Origin of the sequence: Klebsiella sp. Q2 (assembly GCF_009900705.1) — a bacterium.
Lineage (GTDB): Bacteria > Pseudomonadota > Gammaproteobacteria > Enterobacterales > Enterobacteriaceae > Klebsiella > Klebsiella quasipneumoniae.
On sequence record NZ_JAAABE010000007.1, the window covers coordinates 14,116 to 32,103 of the forward strand.

A 17,988-nucleotide genomic window follows, 5' to 3' on the forward strand; every position below is an offset into this window, starting at 1 on the left:
GAATTTTCTTCCTTAAGTGAAAAGAGAATAGCACTAAATCCAGTTCGCTTTGATTTTCACAATGAAACACTTCTCCCTGATTTTTATAATATATTTTTACAACAGGAAGAAGGTGTGGACTGGCTTAAAAATAATTTTAAATCCTCTTCCGCACTCTCAAAAAATATATCAATGTCAGCATGGTTAAATGCGAGATTCTCGCTTCCAACCTTAGGTAATCAGTCACGATTAATAGAGTTTTGGAATGAGTGTGAGGCAGTGTTAGCTAGAGTAGCTTTACTTAAAAAATCTGTTTTTTCAAATTTTAACTCGGCACAAGAACAATTACTACCATATCTAAGTGTTGCGCATAGATATGAACAAGAATTCTCAGCAATGCTGCCTACACCTTTAGCCATCCTATGGGAGTTAGCAGAGTCAAAATTTAATAACAGGGAGCGATGTGAGGCTTTTATCAAGTTTTTTGAATATCTAGGTTTGTATTTTGTTTCATTTATTTTTGGGCATAGAAAGCCATCAAAAGAATGCTTTTGTAAAAAGAAAAAAGACTTGCCAGATATTACAATGGCCTTCAGTTATAATCGAATTAACGACTATAAGAATATATTTGATTTAAGTGATGGTAATATCAGCTTGATATGTAGTGACGAGATTGCAAACATTCTCCGTGAAGCCACTGAGCTAAGAAATGATATATCTCATAGAGGATTACCCTCTGCTACAGCTGTAAATTCAACGAAAGAGATCGTTCAGCATTTAGTTAATCGCATGCAACTTGAATGTCGAGTTTTTTTTGAAATAACCACTCTTATAAAACCAATTCAAGCAAAATTCGATGGGAGTGGATTTTTGAATGAAGTTGAGGTTCTTAAAGGGTTAGGAATTAATCCGAGTAAAACTACGCAATTTAAAACTTCTGAGCCAATGATCTCCGGAGAATTATATCTTGCACATGGTGATTTATCGGCCAATGAAAATATAATCGTAACAAAAATTTTTCCTTTAATGGTCATGAGAGAAATTTTACCCGAAAGTGATATAATGGGGTTTTACTTTTATAGTGACATTTTTGACGATAATATTCGTTTTGTTTGTCCTTATCCTAACGTTACAACTTACACATTCCTTGAGAAAAACATTATTACAAATAGCTTCGGGTGAATTGTCTTACTTGGTCAGGATCTCTGATAAAAAATTAGATTTGTCACTAGTTATGTCCTCGCACAAATAAATCTTGGAATGTGAGGGCATCCAGTATAGTGAGTTTTGACGTCTGTAACTCACAAGCATATGATTCAGCAAATTTTCTTTTCCTCATAAGGGATGGGTATGAGCAACAGAGGGTGGATGATTCGCGGTGATGGCGGCAAACTCTATGATGACTTTCGCGATAGACAGATCGTAGGTATCGGTTGGTCGCAACTGGCTCCTTTGATCAAACCCGGTCTGTCCCCAGCCCAGCTACTGGCGTTATATCAAAAAGCAGATCCTCTCACTAAATTAGGAGCAGCCCGTTCTGGGGCGTCTCAGGTTTGGCGTTTTGTAAATGAAATCCAAAAGGGTGATTGGGTTATTACCTATTCGCCAGCCAACCGTACCTATCTGTTAGGCAAAGTAACAACCGACTTTTAGTACCATCCAGAATGGGCAGAAGAGGGGATGGGAATTGCTCGGCAGATTAAATGAAATACTGAAGAAATCGACCGCGATCGTTTTTCTGCTGCGACCAAAAATACACTAGGCTCTACGCTGACAATTTTCCAGCTGCCGGAGTATGCGTTAGTAGAGCTTTTACAGGATAAGAAACCCGCCGTAGAGGTTATTACTCAGAATCTCGTTCGAATGGATGAAGATGAAGTTGTTTCAGAGCCGCTTCGAGATATGGAAATGCTTGTGTAAATAGACCCTCCACCGTGCAGAACTGGCCGCTCAGTAGCCCTTTCAACAATTCCCGCAAATCCCGCTGTTTTCCCGTAAAAAAGCCATGTATGCGTAAGGTGCATGGTTTTGCATGCGTTTTACCGACACTGGATCCCTCGCCAGCGCCAGCACTGGCGGGCCCTGAGGCCGTTCATGCACCTGCATTAAAAGCGCCCCCTTAAGCGGGCAGGCGGGGCGGGGAGAGCATTGCGCGCCAACATCAGAAGCATTATTAGAAATTGATGACCTTTCAATCATAAATGATGTAGCCTTATAACACTTGTAATACAATTACATTGAGCTGATTCGAAATTTAAGCAACAAAATGATGAATCTTAAATTTTTATCATTAGAGAGATTAAATATTAAACTACAGGGTAATCATGAAAATTAAAAATGAGATCTCAGCAGCCACAATCCTTTCAATAATGATGTTCATTTCAGTTTATGCTTTCAAAAGTGGCGAAGCTATGTTTTTTGGCTATCCGTCATATTATATTTATTTAGATACAAATGAGGTCATTAACACCTTACTTAAACTATCAGTTGTAATAATAACGCTTATCACACTAACTCTATTTATACGCATCCCCACCAAATTTTTTATTTTATTTGTTGCTGTAGCACTTATCACAAAATTTATAAGAATTGCTGTTTTAAGCCATCACCAGCCCTTAAATGTCATGGCTGTAATAAATCTTGGCACTAGTCATATTCTTTTTATATGCTTGTTATTCTTAATTCCAAAAGCTATTAAGCAAGAAACTGTATATTACTCATTGAATGCTAAGCCATGTATGTTCGCAGTCCTAGCCTTCCTTAGCTTCTCCTATTTCTTCGGACTTAATTACCATAGTTTTTTCCCTGGTGGAATTTGGCAAACAGATGATGAAAAAGTTGTAGTTGGACGATACCAAGACAAATTTATCTTGAGACAATGCAACAATGGCAAGGCTTTATTCTATATAGATGAAATTAGTAAAAGTAAGTTTGAGAAATTTAAAATTGACACCCGTAGCGTTCTTCTTCTTAGATGTCAAACAGAACTCGATGAGATGAAAAAAACAGAACCAATGGTAAACTGGTAATACTATAACCATCAATTCAATCAGAACATTAATATTGAGGAGTTAAAAATGAAAAGAATAATATTTTACTCTTGGCAATCCGATTTACCGTCAAAATCGAATAGAAATATAATTGAGGGCGCTTTAAAAAAAGCTTTATCTGCGATAAAAAAAGATGCAAGTGAAACCGTTGAGCCTGTGCTGGATCGAGATACTGCTGGAACCCCTGGCTCGCCATCAATAAGCGATACGATTTTTAAAAAAATATCGACATCAGATGTTTTTATAGCAGACGTTTCGATTATTAATGCTTCTGAGAGTAGCAAAAAAACTTCAAACCCAAATGTTTTAATTGAGCTAGGATTCGCTATTTCTCAATTAGGGTGGGATAGAATAATTCTTATACAAAACACATTTTTTGGTGGGCCAGAAGAATTACCTTTTGATTTACGCGGGCGCAGAGTTGTCACTTATAGTTACGATCCAGAAGATGATACTAAGTCTGAAGTAAGAGGTATATTACAAGGCAGACTTGAACATGCTTTAAAATATGCACTGAAAGACTCAAGCGTCGGTTCGTTACAAAGCGGTTCAAGTGCCCCTGTATGGTGGGGCGAATGGATTAATTACAATCATAATAGAAGCTATGGAGGACATTTATTCATAAGAGAAACATCCTCAGCTGGTTTTTTATTTGACCTATCAGTTTATAGTGGTTCTCATTCTGGTAAAATAACATCACAAGCTGTCTTTGTCTCAAGAGATATGGCGTATGCAAAAATACAAAACCAGAATGGCGAATATGGTGAAATCAGTTTCAGACGCAACATAGTTGATGGGAAAAAATTTCTATCTATAGATGAAACAGCTGATTGTTCAAGCCATAGAGGTATGGGCGTAATATTTAGTGGTGAATTCCAATGGTCCAGTGATAACCTTTTTGAACTAGGGTTTTTAAACGAACTTGACTTACAAAGAATATACAATGTTTTAGGCTCATATTATTTTGATTTTAAAAAGAGAATGGAAGGTATCGGTGAAGGCGAAAATCTAGATACTTTTGATGCCAAAGTTTTTTATGGCGGCGTTAGAGGAATGTATACCTATATGGAAGGGATAATAATGCTCTCTTCAAAAGGAGGGATATGGTTGGCATATTTAGATGATAATGATATTAAATACTTCACCAATGACATTAACTGGAAAACCAAAACACCTAGGACAATTGATAATTGGCGTAGTCGATTTCAACAGGTAGAAATAAAATACATATCAGATACAAGTACTTTACCACATGATGCCTTAGGCGATATACTCAAAAATTTAGAAGATGAAATGACAGAAGAATAGAAATAAAAACAGTGAGTATATTAAGGCATCGTTTGACCATTGATGCTTCAATATACTCACATTAACTAAAAAAATAACCTCGAAATAGTTTACTCCCTTTTATTTTTAGCATAATCGTATGGACTCACTTCGCTCGATTTATTTGCATCAAGGTAATCTGACCACCATTGCACCATCATACGACGTTCATCCAAATGCTCAGATGTATGAATATAAGCTGCACGTACATTATTTCGCTCTGAATGGCTCAATTGTCGCTCTATAGCATCATCACTCCATAACCCCGACTCACCCAATGCACCACGCGCCATTGTTCTAAATCCATGCCCGCAGACCTCAGTTTTCGTGTCATATCCCATCGCACGTAATGCGCTGTTCACCGTGTTTTCACTCATAACCTTAGCTGCGTCATGATCCCCCGGAAACAGCAACTCTTTATCACCACTAATCTGCTTTAACTGGTCTAACAAAATCATCGCCTGCCGACTAAGCGGAACGATATGCTCCTCTTTCATCTTCATGCCACGGTACGAGTAACGCACGCCTTTAATTTCTTCTCGTTTTGCAGGTACTCGCCAGAGAGATTTATCGAAGTCGAACTCATCCCAACGCGCGAAACGTAACTCACTGGAACGCACAAAAGTTAGTAAGGAAAGCTCGACCGCGATCCGCGTCATTACCCTACCGCGATATGCAGCAAGACGAGCAAGAAACTCAGGGAACCGGCTTGAAGGTAAAGCGGGGTAATGTCGCGCTTTGGTTGTCGATAGCGCACCGGCCATATCACTTGCTGGATTTGAGTCGATGTAATCGTTCTGTACGGCATAACGCATAATGGCCGTGACGCGCTGTTGTAGGCGCTGAGCGACATCGTGTTTACCACTGGCATCAACTTTTTTAATCGGGGCTAACAGGTGACTGGTTTTGAGCTGGCGAATGTCGGACGAACCGATATGAGGGAAGATATAAAGCTCAAGATAGCGAAGAACACGCGATCGATGATCTTCACTCCATCGCTTGTTACTCGCATGCCATTCGCGAGCAATGGTTTCGAAAGTATATGCACCCGAATTCTCGGCCTGAGCTTCTTTCTGTTCGGCTTTTGGGTCAATGCCCAGCACTAACAGCTTTTTAGCTTCATCGCGCTTTGCTCTTGCCTGAGCAAGCGTCACCGTTGGCCAAACACCAAAAGCGAGGCGATCTTCTTTTTTGTTTGAAGGGCGTCTGTATTTCATGCGCCAGTATTTAGCCCCCCTTGGCCGAAACCGCGAGATACAACCACCGCCACCGGCCATTTTGTAGGTTTTGTTTTTTGGTTTTGCGGTCTCGATCTGTCTGGCGTTGAGCTTCATTTGGGGCACATTTCTAATCAAAGTTAAGATGTCCCCAATGACATCCGGATTTCAACGGACAACCTCGGACGACTCAGGACGTGAAAATCGCTGCAAGCATTGATTTTAAAGGGATAATTTGACTTTCTCGGATGGTCTTGGAAGTACTAATGGTGCCGAAGGCCGGACTCGAACCGGCACGTATTTCTACGGTTGATTTTGAATCAACTGCGTCTACCGATTTCGCCACTTCGGCACTGAAGGGGATGCGGAAACGTTCTGGATTATACCTGTCGGCGGCGGTCATGCAAGCGACAGCGTGTCGTCATTGCGCTAAGTGTTGAAAAAAACAGCGCTATCCTGCGCGGCGTCACCTTTTGCTACCGTTCCATAGAGCAACTGCCACCAGCAATCTTCATCGTCCCCTCCCGCAAACCCAGCTCCCCCTGCCAGCCATCTCCCTTCTCCCCCAGTACTCCCAAACCCCACTCAAACTTATCTCAAATTTTTCTCATTTCATTCTCACCTGCATCCCCATCATAATCCATCTCTTCCCAAACAAATCCCCTCACCAATCGCCAAATATCTCACCAACCCCACCCGCCACCATTCCCATATATTCCAGAAAGTTTTAGCCAATGCCTTTTTGTTATTCATCCGTTCCCGCAGCTGCGTATTAATTTCATCAATATTTTTATAACTTTACATTAATGAAAAGTTTTCTTTTTGCCGTTTATTCCAGGATTTTCCTCAGGCGTGAAGGGTTCCGGTAAACACTATTTTTACTAGTCGCTGTACGAGTCTTGATGGACATATTCACTCGATGAATTAACTCAGGAGAATACTTGTGACGACGTTAAAACCTTTGCTGGCCCGCAACCGCAGCTGGGCGCTGCAAAAGTGTCAGCATGATCCGGACTATTTCGAAAAATGGGTCGACGGGCAGCGGCCCCACTCACTGTGGATCGGCTGCTCCGACAGCCGCGTTCCCGCCGAGGTGCTCACCGGCAGCCAGCCCGGCGAGCTCTTTGTCCACCGCAATATCGCCAACATGCTCGACCCCACCGACGACAACGTCATGAGCGTCCTGCAGTATGCCCTCCACTACCTTGAGGTGGAGCGGGTGGTGCTCTGCGGCCACTACGGCTGCGGCGGCGTGCAGGCGGCGCTTTCCCTGCCCACCCTGCCGCTGGCGCAGGAGTCCTCGGCGCTGGCTCGCCGCATCGGCCAGCTGCGCCACACCCTGCATCAAGAAATTGCGCAGATCGCCGATGGGTGTTGTGTTGCGGCCTCCCCCGGCGCCAGTGCCAGCGCCAGTTCCGACGCGGAGCCCTCTCGCCGTGCCCTTGACGCCCTGGTGGAAGCCAACGTTCGCGCCCAGTTCGCCCGTCTGCTGGAGAGTGAGCCGGTGCAGAAGGTGCTCGCCAGCGGGCGGCCGCTCAGCCTGCACGGCTGCGTCTACGATCTGGCCTCCGGCCATTTAACCACCCTCGTCGAACACCTCTCACTGCAGGAGCACGCCCCATGAACACGCTTCGTCAGGACTCTCTCGCCGGCATCGTCGTCTTCCTTGTCGCCCTGCCGCTGTGCCTCGGCATCGCCCAGGCCAGCGGCTTACCACCCTTCGTCGGCCTGCTGACCGGCATCATCGGCGGCCTGGTCGTCACTGCCCTCAGCCCCTCCCGCTTCGCCGTCAGCGGCCCCGCCGCCGGACTGGTCACCATCGTCGTCGCCGCCATTGAATCCCTGGGTTCCTTCTCCCTCTTCCTGATGGCGCTGGTGCTGGCCGGCGTGCTGCAGCTGCTGTTCGGCATCCTGCGGGCCGGGCGCTTTATCTCGCTGGTTCCCGCCAGCGTCATCAAAGGCATGCTGGCGGCGATCGGCATCCTGCTGATTATGCAGCAGATCCCCGTCGCGCTCGGCACGGCGGAAGAGACCGGGCTTGCCGATGTGGTTCAGGGCAATGCCGCTTTCTCTGTCACTGCGATGGCCGTGGCCGCGGGCGGCCTGCTGGTACTCTGGCTGTGGGGCTCGCCGCTTATCCGCCGGGTGAAGAGCCTGCGCTGGATCCCCGGGCCGCTGATCGCCGTCCTGCTCGGCTGCGTGACCACCCTGCTGCTGACCCATTTTGCGCCGCAGCAGCTGGCCGCCCTGCCGCGCATTACCCTGCCAGCGTTCGGCAGCCTCGGCGATCTGCTGGGCGAGCTGGAGTCTCCGGCGTGGAGCGCGTGGCGCAATCCGTCGGTGTGGGTGGTGGCGGTAACCCTGGCGCTGGTCGCCAGCCTCGAAACCCTACTCAGCCAGGAGGCGCTGAAAAAGCTGCGCCCGCAAAATCCGCCGCCTTCGCCGAACCGCGAAATGGTCGCTCAGGGCGTCGGCAACCTGCTCTCCGGCGTGCTGGGGGCGATGCCGATCACCGCGGTGATCGTCCGCAGCTCGGTGAACGTCAGCAACGGCGCGCAGAGCAAACTGTCGATCTTTATCCACGGTGTGCTGCTGTTGATCTGCGGCCTGTGGTTTAGCGGTCTGCTGACCCTGATCCCGCTCGCCAGCCTCGCCGCCGTGCTGTTGTATACCGGCTATAAGCTGGCGACGCCGCGGCTGTTCATCGAGCAGTTCCGCCAGGGGGCGGCGCAGTACGTCCCGTTCCTCGCCACCATCGGCGGGATTATTGCCTTCGGCATGCTGGCGGGGATCGGGATTGGTCTTGCCACCCAGATGGCGTTCAGCCTCTGGCGCAGCCATCGTCACTCGCTGCAGCTGGCGCGCTACGATGACCACTACGTGCTGCGCATCCAGCAGAATCTGACCTTTATGCACAATCCGCATCTGCTGGCCCTGCTGGCGAAAATTCCGGAAAAGAGCGTGGTGATCGTCGAGCACGACAGCGTCGGCTACCTCGACCCGGACGTGCGGGCGGTGCTGGATGATTTTGCCGAGAGCGCGCCGCAGCGCGGCATCCGCCTTAATCAGTGGCCGCTCGCCAGCCGCTGACCTTAACGGGCGGCTGGTCCGCCCGCTTCGCGACCCCTCCGATTGCCAAGCGCCGTGGAATGCCATGCTCTACACTTTCTGGGTTATCACGCCAACCCCAAGGAAATGAACATGAGCATCATTAAAAGCTACGCCGCCAAAGAAGCGGGCGCCGATCTGTCGCTGTGGGAGTACGATGCCGGCGAGCTGCAGCCGGAAGATGTCGAAGTTGAGGTAGAATACTGCGGGATCTGCCATTCGGACCTGTCGATGATCGACAACGAATGGGGGATGTCGAGCTACCCGCTGGTAGCCGGCCACGAGGTGATTGGCCGGGTGGCGGCGCTGGGCAGCGCGGCGCAGGATAAAGGCCTGAAGATTGGCCAGAAGGTCGGCATCGGCTGGACGGCGCGCAGCTGCGGCCATTGCGACGCCTGCATCAGCGGCAACCAGATCAACTGTCTGGAAGGCTCGGTGCCGACCATTCTCAACCGCGGCGGCTTCGCCAATAAGCTGCGTGCCGACTGGCAGTGGGTGATCCCCCTGCCGGAGAGCATCGCTCTGGCGTCCGCCGGCCCGATGCTGTGCGGCGGCATCACCGTCTTTAAACCGCTGCTGACCCACCATGTCACCGCCACCAGCCGCGTCGGGGTGATCGGCATCGGCGGCCTCGGCCATATCGCTATTAAGCTGCTGCGGGCGATGGGCGCGGAAGTGACCGCCTTCAGCTCCAACCCGGCCAAAGAGCAGGAAGTGCTGGCGATGGGCGCCGATCGCGTGGTCAACAGCCGCGATCCGGAAGTCTTAAAAGCGCTGGCCGGCCAGTTTGACCTGATCATCAACACCGTGGCGGTGGATCTCGACTGGCAGCCGTACTTCGAAGCCCTGGCTTACGGCGGCAACTTCCATACCGTCGGCGCGGTGATGAAGCCGTTCCCGGTGCCGGCCTTTACCCTTATCGGCGGCGACCGCAGCATCTCCGGCTCGGCGACCGGCAACCCGTCCGAACTGCGCACGCTGATGAAGTTCGCCGGGCGCAGCAAAGTGGCCCCGACCACCGAGCTGTTCCCGATGTCGCAGATTAACGAAGCGCTGAAGCACGTTCGCGAAGGCAAAGCCCGCTACCGCGCGGTGCTGAAAGCCGACTTCTGATGGTTCTCTCCCGCCGGGCGGCCCGCTCGCCCGGCGTTTTCCCCGTCGCTTCATCAAACCGTCATCTCCCCGCCATGCCTCTGTAGTCATTGCTTCCCACAATCCGGGCTTCGATAAATGGCTGAACGAGATGCGCGTCACCATGAGAAAGACCTGGCTTCCCTGGCTGATCCTGTCGCCTTCCCTGCTGTTTTTACTGCTGTTTACCTGGTTCCCGCTGGGGCGTTCGGTGTATGACAGCCTGTTTGATACCCGCATGGCCAGCGACGGCGCACAGTACGTCGGGCTGGATAACTTCGCCCGCCTGTTTGCCGATAACGTCTTCTGGCAGTCGCTGGGCAATAACCTGCTCTATATCCTGCTGACGGTGGTGCCCGGGGTGACCCTCGCCCTGCTGCTGGCGGTGGCGCTGAGCGAGAACCATCGCGTCAACCGCTGGCTGCGCACCGCCTTTTTCTTCCCGATGATTATCCCGATGGTCAGCGCCGCCGCGCTGTGGCTGTTTATCTTTATGCCCGGCCTCGGCCTGCTCGACCACTATCTGGCGAAGCTGTTCGGGCCGATGAACAACAACTGGCTGGGGCGCAGCAACAGCGCGCTGCTGGCCCTGGCGCTGATCGGCGTATGGAAGTTTGCCGGCTACTACATGCTGTTTTTCCTCGCCGGGCTGCAGAGCATTCCGGCCTCGACGCGGGAAGCGGCGCTGATGGAGGGGGCTACCCGCACGCAGGTCTTTTTTAAGGTCACGCTGCCGCTGCTGCGCCCGACCCTGAGCTTTGTGATCACCACAGCGCTGATCTACTCCATCACCCAGATCGACCACGTGGCGGTGATGACCCGCGGCGGGCCGGACAACGCCACCACCGTGCTGCTCTATTACATCCAGAATCTCGCCTGGGATACCCACGACCTTGGCAAAGCCTCCGCCGCCACCTTCCTGACCCTGGCCGGGCTGTTCGCCTTCTCGCTGATTAACCTGAAACTGCTGGAGAAAGGAGCCCACTATGAGCGCTGACATCTCGCCGCTGCTGGTCCGCACACCCGCCGCTGCGCGTCCGCTGTGGCTGCGCCTGCGCCGCTCGTCGCCCTTTACGCTTACAGTATTAATGTGCTGCCTGGCGCTGCTGTGGATCAGCCCGTTTATCTGGATGCTGGCCACCTCGTTCAGCGCCACCACCTTCGGGGAAGACATGGCCTCGCTGCTGCCGCGCCTGCCGCTAACCCTCGATAACTTCCGCGACGCCTGGAACAGCGCCGACTGGCTGAGCCTGTACGCCAACACCCTTATCTTCACCTTCGGCACCTTCTGCGTGCAGCTGTTGACCATCACCACCGCCGGGTACGTCTTCGCCTGCCACGAGTTTCGCGGCAAGCAGACGCTGTTTCTCCTGTTCCTGGTGCAGCTGATGATCATGCCGGTGGTGATGATGGTGCCGAACATGCTGACCCTGAAAACCTTCGGCCTGCTCAATACCCTCACCGGGGTGATGATGCCCTACTTCACCTCGGCGTTCGGCGTGTTCCTGATGCGTCAGGCGTTCCTCGCCATCCCGAAAGAGCTGGAGGAGGCGGCGCTGATGGAGGGCTGCCGCTGGTGGCAGGTGTTGTTCCGCGTGCTGCTGCCGATGTCCTGGCCGTCGGTGCTGGCCTTCGCCACCGTCAGCATTACCTACCACTGGAACGAGTACCTGTGGCCGCTGATGATGCTCAACGATCCCGACAAGCAGGTGCTGACCGTCGGGCTGGTCTCCTTCGCCATGGGCGCCGAATCCGGCGGCCAGTGGGGCACCATCGGCGCCGGGACGCTGATGGTCTGCCTGCCGCTGATGCTGGCGTTCATCCTTTTTCAGAAACAGTTCCTGCGGAGCTTCGGCTTCTCCGGGATCAAATAAGGAGTGATTCATGCTGTTAGCGCACATTTCCGATACCCATTTCCGCAGCCGCGGCGAGAAGCTGTACGGCTTTATCGACGTCAACGCCGCCAACGCCGATGTGGTCTCGCAGCTTAACGCGCTGCGCGAGCGCCCGAACGCGGTGGTGGTGAGCGGGGATATCGTCAACTGCGGCCGCCCGGAGGAGTATCAGGTGGCCCGCCAGATCCTCGGCAGCCTGAACTATCCGCTGTATCTGATCCCCGGCAACCACGACGACAAAGCCCATTTTCTGGAGCATCTTCACCCGCTGTGCCCGCAGCTGGGCAACGATCCGCAAAATATGCGCTATGCGGTGGATGATTTCGCCACCCGCCTGCTGTTTATCGATTCCAGCCGCGCCGGCACCTCGAAGGGCTGGCTGACCGACGAGACCATCGGCTGGCTGGAAGCCCAGCTGTTCGAGGGCGGCGACAAACCGGCGACCATCTTTATGCACCACCCGCCTCTGCCGCTGGGCAATGCGCAGATGGACCCGATCGCCTGCGAAAACGGCCACCGTCTGCTGGCGCTGGTGGAGCGTTTCCCGTCGCTGACGCGCATCTTCTGCGGCCATAACCACAGCCTGACCATGACCCAGTATCGCCAGGCGCTGATCTCCACTATCCCTGGTACCGTCCATCAGGTGCCGTACTGCCACGAAGACACCCGGCCCTATTACGACCTCTCCCCGGCTTCATGCCTGATGCACCGCCAGGTCGGCGAGCAGTGGGTGAGCTACCAGCACTCGCTGGCCCACTACGCCGGGCCGTGGTTGTACGACGAAAACATCAGTTGCCCAACGGAAGAGCGCTAACCGCCATGCTCAGTCTGCAAAACATCAGTAAACGTTTCGACGGCAAGCCGGCGCTCAGCGCCCTGTCGCTGGATATTCACGAAGGCGAATTCGTGGTGCTGGTCGGCCCGTCGGGCTGCGGGAAAAGCACCCTGCTGCGCCTGCTTGCCGGGCTGGAGCCGGTTAGCGAAGGCCAAATCTGGCTGCATGATGAGAACATCACCGCCGCCACGCCACGCGAGCGCAACTTCGCGATGATCTTCCAGAACTATGCCCTGTTTCCGCATCTGTCGGTACGCGACAACATTACCTTCGGCATGCAGGTGCGCAAGGAAGAGAAAAGCAGCTGGCAGCCGCGGGTGGACAAAGTGGCGCAGATGCTGCAGCTGGAGGCGCTGCTTGACCGCAAACCGGCGAAGCTCTCCGGCGGCCAGCGCCAGCGGGTGGCGATGGCCCGGGCGATCGTGCGCAATCCGCGGCTGTTCCTGATGGACGAGCCGCTCTCCAACCTCGACGCCCGCCTGCGCAGCGAAGTGCGCGACAGCATTATGGCCCTCCACCAGCAGCTGAAAACCAGCACCATCTATGTGACCCACGACCAGACCGAGGCGATGTCGATGGCCGACCGCATCGTGGTGATGAACGGCGGCCACGTGCAGCAGGTCGGGCGCCCGGAGTATCTGTACGCCAACCCTGCCAACCTGTTCGTCGCCGGGTTTATCGGTTCGCCGGCGATGAACCTGCTGTCGCTACCCTGCGCCAACGGTGAAGTACTGTTGGGAGAACAGCGCCATCCGCTGCCGCCGCGCCACCGGGATCAGACTCGCGTCTGGCTGGGCGTTCGCCCGGAACATATTACCGACCGCGTGGAGGAGGGCCATCTGCGCCTGCCGGCCACCGTTCTGCAACGAGAACTGATGGGAGCCGACTACCTGCTCCACGTCAGCACCCCGATCGGCACCCTGCGCTTTAGCCGCCGCCACCGCGGCACGGTGCCGGAGAAAGGCGAGTCGCTACCGATCGGCTTCTCGCCTGCCGATGTGCATCTTTTTCATGCTGAGACCCAGCATAATTTACTGATGGAGTGTAATCATGTTTAAACCTCTTACGGTAGTCGCGGTTGGCCTCAGTCTTGCCCTGAGCGGCGCGGCGCTGGCAAAAGAGAAAATAGACTTCATGTTCCCGGCGCCGGTGGACGGCAAGCTGACCATGGAGATGACCCGCGTCATTAAGCAATTCAACGACTCGCAGCAGGATGTCGAAGTGCGCGGCATCTTCACTGGCAACTACGACACCACCAAGATCAAAGCCGAATCGGCGCAGAAGGCCGGCCAGCCGCCGGCGCTGGTGATCATGTCCGCCAACTTCACCACCGATCTGGCGCTGAAGGATGAGATCCTGCCGATGGACGAGCTGTTTAAATATGGCGATCAAAAGGCTGGCGATTTTCTGCAAAAGGAATTCTGGCCCGCGATGCATAAGAACGCCCAGGTGATGGGCACCACCTATGCGATCCCGTTCCATAACTCGACGCCGATCCTCTACTACAACAAGACGATGTTCGATCGGGCCGGGATCAAACAGCCGCCGCAGACCTGGGCCGAGCTGCTGGCTGATGCCAAAAAGCTGACCGACGAGAGCAAAGGCCAGTGGGGGATCATGCTGCCGTCGACCAACGACGACTACGGCGGCTGGATCTTCTCGGCGCTGGTACGCGCCAACGGCGGGAAATACTTTAACGAAGACTATCCTGGCGAGGTCTATTACAACTCGCCGACCGCCATCGGCGCCCTGCGCTTCTGGCAGGATCTGATCTACAAGGACAAGGTGATGCCGTCCGGGGTGCTGAACTCGAAGCAGATCAGCGCCGCGTTCTTCTCCGGCAAGCTCGGGATGGCGATGCTCAGCACCGGCGCGCTGGGCTTTATGCGCGAAAATAGCAAAGATTTTGAGCTTGGGGTGGCGATGCTGCCGGCCAAAGAGCAGCGCGCGGTGCCGATCGGCGGCGCCAGCCTGGTGAGCTTTAAAGGCATCAGCGATGCGCAGAAGAAAGCGGCGTATCAGTTCCTGACCTATCTGGTGAGCCCCGACGTGAACGGCGCGTGGAGCCGCTTTACCGGCTACTTCTCGCCGCGCAAGGCGTCATACGATACGCCAGAGATGAAGGCCTATCTGCAGCAGGATCCGCGGGCGGCGATCGCCCTTGAGCAGCTGAAGTACGCCCATCCGTGGTACTCCACCTGGGAGACCGTTGCGGTACGTAAGGCGATGGAGAACCAGCTGGCGGCGGTGGTTAACGATGCCAAAGTGACGCCGGAAGCGGCGGTGCAGGCGGCGCAGAAGGAAGCCGACGCGCTGATGAAACCTTATGTGGATAAGACCGCGCTGGCGGAAGTGAAGTGACGCTTTACCCGTCATCGTCACCCTCACCCTGGCCCTCTCCCTGAGGGAGGGGGGACGGTACGGCGCTGTGGTTAAGCCCTGGGCCCGGGAGAGGGAACTGTCCGGCGCCGTGGTTGAGCCCTGGGTCCGGTTGAGAAAGGAAAAAAGCAGGCCATACCCGGTATGGCCTGAAAATGTCACAACGATTAGATCCCTGCCGTTTCGCGAATATATTTGCGCGCTTTGACGGCGTATTCGAAAGGATTGGCCAGGGCAGGATCCTGCTCGGCTTCCACCACCATCCAGCCTTTATAGCCAAAGTCGTCCAGCAGCTTGAACACCGGACGGAAATCGATCACCCCGTCGCCCGGGACGGTGAAGGTGCCTTTTTTCACGCCGTCGAGGAACGACAGGCCGTCGCGGCGCACCTGGTCGATCACCGGCGGACGGACGTCTTTCAGGTGAACGTGGTTGATGCGCGGCAGATACTTTTTGAGGATCGCCAGCATCGGCGCTTCGCCGCCTTCGGAATACCAGGCGTGGCCGGTGTCGAACAGCAGGAAGACGCGCTCGTCCACCAGCGACATAAACTTGTCGATTTCCGCAGTGGTCTGGATGCCGGTGCCCATGTGGTGGTGCAGACAGACCTGCATCCCCTTCTCCGCCGCCAGGCGACCGAGGGTGTTATAGCCTTCCGCTACCCGCTGCCACTCTTCGTCGCTGAAGCACGGCTTCGCATCGCCGAGGATCGGTTTATCCAGCCCCTGGATGCTGCCGCTCTGCTCGGAGCAGCCAATCACTTTCGCGCCCATCGCATGAAGGAAGTTCATGTGATTGACGAATTCATCAATGGTTTTTTCCCGCTGGCCGTTGGCGAAAAAGGTGCTGAACCAGGCGTTGCAGATCTGAATGCCGCGGATGTCCAGCATCGGCTTGAGGACCGCCGGGTCGCGCGGATATTTGCTGCCGACTTCGCTGCCGGTAAAGCCGGCCAGCGCCATTTCGCTGACGATCTGCTGGAAGGTGTTTTCGCTGCCGAGCTCCGGCATATCATCGTTAGTCCAGCCGATCGGGGCGATAGCCAGTTTGACGTTATCTTTGTTCATAGTAGGGCTCCTGCCGCTGCGCCTTAGCGGCGCAGCAATTCACGTTCAATGAGTTCACGGGTTTCCACTGCCTGGTATTTCATTTTTTCCGGGTAGCCAAACAGCGAGGTGGCGACAATCGGCTCCCCGCCGACCTTGAAGGTCTGCTCGGCGAATTTCATTTCGCGCAGGGTGCGGAACAGCGCGTCGAAATCCACATCCCCTTCCCCGACGCCTACGTGCTGGTGCACCACGGCATCCACGCCCGGTGGGTTAACGATATAGCGGCAATGTTTCGTATGATTGCGGGTGTCCGCAATCAGGACATGGGAGAGATCGCTCCCGGCATAGCGCAGCATGCTCGCCACATCGCCGACGCCTTTGTCGTAGAAAAAGGTGTGCGGCACGCTGTAGACGTACTTCACGTTATCGCTGCGGAACGACTTCACGATATCGACGGTTTCATTGTTCTCTTCGCAGAAATCCCAGGGATGCGCCTGGATCTCCACGCGGATGCCTTCCCGCTCAAAAATCGGCAACAGCTCTTCCATCGAGCGATAGAACATTTCATCGCAGATCTCAGGCTGATTCGGATCGCCGGAGAACTCGGTGTTGATCACCTGAACGCCCATCTCCACCGCAATTTCCACCAGCCGTTTCCAGTTTTTCACCGCCGCCTGACGGCGCAGTTCGTCCGGGCCGGACCAGCGGTAGACGCAGATAAACGACGATAGCTCAAGGCCGGTATCGCGCAGCGCCTGCTTGTACTCCGCCATGATCTCCCGGCTGGCGCGCGGGTGCTTGTAGAACGGGTTAATCTGCGGGTGCGGCGACTGTTCAATGTACTTGTAGCCCCACTCCGCTACCTGATGGACCATGCGGGTGATCCCGAGGTCCTTAATCACATCCACATCAAAGGCAATTTTCATCGTCGTTACCTGTGCAAAGAAGTTCCGTCAGCAAAACGTGCTTAACGTTTATAGAATGCCGGGCACTCAGGCAGCGTCACTTCAACCGGCTCGCTGGTTCCCTGCGCTTTAATGCAGGCGTCCGCCGCCACCGACGCCGCGTAGCCGTCCCAGGCCGAGGGGCCGTGCAGCTGGCCGGCTTTGACGTCGTTGATAAAGGCCTGCAGCTCGACGTCGTAGGCTTTGATAAAGCGGTCTTTCCAGTCGGTGAGAATGGCGGTCGACAGGCTGGCGGACTTGCGCATCTGGACGGCAGACGGCTCCGGCAGACGGGCAATCCCGGTCTCGCCGACCACTTCGCACTGGATGTCATACCCGTACTGGCAGTTCACGAACACTTCGACGTCGATCAGGGTGCCTTTTTTGGTTTCAAAGGAGACGATCTGCGGATCTTTCAGGCGCGCATGGGTGTGCGAGGTGGAGCGCGGGAAGCGCACCTGCACGGAACGGTAGTCATCGTTCAGCAGCCAGCGCAGCACGTCCAGCTCGTGGATCAGGGTGTTAGTGATCGCCATATCGGTGGTGTAGTTCTCGCCGACCGACTGGTTGCGGTGGGCGCAGCGCAGCATCAGCGGCGCGCCGATATCGCCATCGTCGATCACTTTTTTCAGCGCCAGATAGCCTTCGTCGTATGGGCGCATAAAACCTACCTGCACCAGGCGACGGCCGGCCTTCATTTCGGCATCGACGATGCGGCGGCAGCCTTCCGCAGACATCGCCAGCGGTTTTTCGCAGAACACTGGCTTACCGGCGGCGATGGCGGCCAGGGTGTACTCTTCGTGGGTCGGGTCCCAGGAGGTGACCAGGATGGCATCGACATCGCTGGCGTTAATCACGTCGTGGCCGTCGGCGTAGACTTCCGCCTGCACGCCCGGCAGCGCGACCGCCGCGCGGGCGTTGTCGGCATTGATATCAGACACCGCCACAACGGTGGCGCCCTGCAGAACCTGGGTGCAGCGACGGATGTGTTCTTTACCGATAGCGCCAGCGCCGATGACACCTAATTTGAGCGACATAATGGTTTTCTCCGTAAGTCTGTAGGATTCAGGGTGGA

Annotated in this window: 14 protein-coding genes, 1 tRNA gene and 1 pseudogene; 11 read left to right on the forward strand and 5 right to left on the reverse strand. The window is 54.2% G+C overall.

What is annotated here, in order from left to right:
• Positions 1-1,329: 1,329 nt before the first annotated feature.
• The 3 genes and pseudogenes from GT756_RS22340 to GT756_RS22350 form a co-directional block, all read left to right on the forward strand.
• Positions 1,330-1,893 (forward strand): annotated as a pseudogene (locus GT756_RS22340) (restriction endonuclease); the annotation flags it as partial.
• 410 nt (positions 1,894-2,303) lie between these two features.
• A complete protein-coding gene (locus GT756_RS22345; protein WP_106939501.1) occupies positions 2,304-3,008 on the forward strand; it encodes a hypothetical protein in 705 nt (234 codons plus the stop codon).
• Positions 3,009-3,056: 48 nt separating this feature from the next.
• Positions 3,057-4,337: a hypothetical protein gene (locus GT756_RS22350; protein WP_142689665.1), complete on the forward strand. Its 1,281-nt coding sequence runs from the start codon at positions 3,057-3,059 to the stop codon at positions 4,335-4,337.
• Between the two features lie 89 nt (positions 4,338-4,426).
• On the opposite strand, the gene GT756_RS22355 is transcribed toward GT756_RS22350, so the two are convergent.
• A complete protein-coding gene (locus GT756_RS22355; RefSeq protein WP_160125078.1) occupies positions 4,427-5,689 on the reverse strand; it encodes an integrase arm-type DNA-binding domain-containing protein in 1,263 nt (420 codons plus the stop codon).
• Positions 5,690-5,839: 150 nt separating this feature from the next.
• A tRNA-Leu gene (locus GT756_RS22360) sits at positions 5,840-5,924 on the reverse strand.
• 591 nt (positions 5,925-6,515) lie between these two features.
• Between GT756_RS22360 and GT756_RS22365 the strand changes: the two genes are divergently transcribed.
• The 8 genes from GT756_RS22365 (at position 6,516) to GT756_RS22400 (ending at position 14,902) form a co-directional block, all read left to right on the forward strand.
• Complete coding sequence (locus GT756_RS22365) at positions 6,516-7,196, forward strand: carbonic anhydrase (RefSeq protein ID WP_160125079.1); 681 nt, start codon at positions 6,516-6,518, stop codon at positions 7,194-7,196.
• Positions 7,193-8,662, forward strand: coding sequence for a SulP family inorganic anion transporter (locus GT756_RS22370; protein ID WP_117130497.1), 1,470 nt, complete (start codon positions 7,193-7,195; stop codon positions 8,660-8,662). The genes GT756_RS22365 and GT756_RS22370 overlap by 4 nt, the downstream gene beginning before the upstream one ends.
• A gap of 111 nt (positions 8,663-8,773) precedes the next feature.
• On the forward strand, positions 8,774-9,793 hold the full coding sequence (locus tag GT756_RS22375) for an NAD(P)-dependent alcohol dehydrogenase (RefSeq protein WP_160125080.1): 1,020 nt from the start codon (positions 8,774-8,776) through the stop codon (positions 9,791-9,793).
• A gap of 130 nt (positions 9,794-9,923) precedes the next feature.
• The gene (locus GT756_RS22380) at positions 9,924-10,808 is read left to right on the forward strand and encodes a carbohydrate ABC transporter permease (RefSeq protein WP_004146807.1); all 885 of its coding nucleotides are present in this window, start codon (positions 9,924-9,926) and stop codon (positions 10,806-10,808) included.
• The gene (locus tag GT756_RS22385; protein ID WP_004206543.1) at positions 10,798-11,685 is read left to right on the forward strand and encodes a carbohydrate ABC transporter permease; all 888 of its coding nucleotides are present in this window, start codon (positions 10,798-10,800) and stop codon (positions 11,683-11,685) included. Before GT756_RS22380 ends, GT756_RS22385 begins: the two co-directional genes overlap by 11 nt.
• Before the next feature lie 10 nt (positions 11,686-11,695).
• Positions 11,696-12,520 carry a phosphodiesterase gene (locus GT756_RS22390; protein ID WP_023284524.1) on the forward strand — a complete coding sequence of 275 codons (825 nt, stop codon included), beginning with the start codon at positions 11,696-11,698 and terminating at the stop codon, positions 12,518-12,520.
• Positions 12,521-12,525: 5 nt separating this feature from the next.
• Positions 12,526-13,599: an ABC transporter ATP-binding protein gene (locus tag GT756_RS22395; protein WP_023319610.1), complete on the forward strand. Its 1,074-nt coding sequence runs from the start codon at positions 12,526-12,528 to the stop codon at positions 13,597-13,599.
• A complete protein-coding gene (locus tag GT756_RS22400; RefSeq protein ID WP_073901621.1) occupies positions 13,592-14,902 on the forward strand; it encodes an ABC transporter substrate-binding protein in 1,311 nt (436 codons plus the stop codon). Before GT756_RS22395 ends, GT756_RS22400 begins: the two co-directional genes overlap by 8 nt.
• A gap of 185 nt (positions 14,903-15,087) precedes the next feature.
• Here GT756_RS22400 and iolE read toward each other — a convergent pair whose 3' ends face one another.
• The 3 genes from iolE to GT756_RS22415 are packed head-to-tail and all read right to left on the reverse strand — an operon-like array spanning position 15,088 to position 17,950.
• Positions 15,088-15,987, reverse strand: coding sequence for a myo-inosose-2 dehydratase (iolE, locus tag GT756_RS22405; RefSeq protein ID WP_002886970.1), 900 nt, complete (start codon positions 15,985-15,987; stop codon positions 15,088-15,090).
• Between the two features lie 23 nt (positions 15,988-16,010).
• The gene (locus GT756_RS22410; protein ID WP_004152193.1) at positions 16,011-16,895 is read right to left on the reverse strand and encodes a sugar phosphate isomerase/epimerase family protein; all 885 of its coding nucleotides are present in this window, start codon (positions 16,893-16,895) and stop codon (positions 16,011-16,013) included.
• A 41-nt stretch (positions 16,896-16,936) separates the two neighbouring features.
• A complete protein-coding gene (locus tag GT756_RS22415; protein ID WP_004152192.1) occupies positions 16,937-17,950 on the reverse strand; it encodes a Gfo/Idh/MocA family protein in 1,014 nt (337 codons plus the stop codon).
• Between the last annotated feature and the right edge of the window lie 38 nt (positions 17,951-17,988).